Source organism: Phreatobacter sp. AB_2022a (genome assembly GCF_026847585.1).
In the GTDB taxonomy this organism is placed as follows: Bacteria; Pseudomonadota; Alphaproteobacteria; order Rhizobiales; family Phreatobacteraceae; genus Phreatobacter.
On the sequence record NZ_JAPSET010000112.1, the window covers coordinates 1 to 736 of the forward strand.

1 protein-coding gene and 1 pseudogene are annotated in these 736 nt (G+C 70.5%); both read left to right on the top strand.

Annotated elements, in window-relative coordinates:
- The coding region (locus tag OZ671_RS31895; RefSeq protein WP_268864426.1) for a hypothetical protein at window positions 1–511 on the top strand (511 nt) is incomplete at its 5' end.
- A 9-nt stretch (window positions 512–520) separates the two neighbouring features.
- A pseudogene (locus OZ671_RS31900) lies at window positions 521–736 on the top strand (succinate--CoA ligase subunit alpha); the annotation flags it as partial.

The following is a 736-nucleotide window of genomic DNA, read 5'->3' on the forward strand; positions in this document are numbered from 1 at the left end:
TGCCCAGAAGATCGTCGCCGCCGTCAACGGCAAGAGCGTCGCGGCCCCCGCCAAGGCGGCTCCGGCCAAAAAGACCGGCGCCAAGGCGGCCCTGACCAAGGCTCCCGCGACCAAGGCTCCCGCGACCAAGGCTCCGGCGACCAAGGCTCCGGCGACGAAGGCGCCCGCCAAGGCTGCTTCGGCCAAGGCCGCCGCGGCCAAGGTTCCCGCCGCGAAGGCTCCGGCCGCGAAGGCGGCCAAGGCCAAGCAGGACGGCGCCAAGCCGGCCGCCGCCAAGGCCCCCGCGGTCAAGGCTTCGGCCACCAAGGCGGCTGCCGGCAAGGCCGCTGCCAAGACCGCGCCCGCCAAGGCTGCCGTCGCCAAGGCTGCGGTCGCCAAGCCCGCCGTGAAGGGCAAGGCACCGGCCAAAGGCGCGGCCAAGGCCGCAGCGGCGCCGAAGGCCGCATCCACCAAATCGGGCAGCGCATCGGCCAAGAAGACCGCCGGCGCGAAGTCCAAGGCGAAGAAGTGAGGACCTTCAATGTCCATTCTGATCACTAAGAAGACGAAGGTCATCACCCAGGGCTTCACCGGCAAGAACGGCACGTTCCATTCCGAGCAGGCCATCGCCTATGGCACGCAGATGGTCGGCGGCGTCGCGCCGGGCAAAGGTGGCCAGACCCATCTCGGCCTGCCGGTGTTCGATACGGTGGCGGAAGCCCGCGACCGGACCGGCGCCGACGCCTCGGTGGTCTAT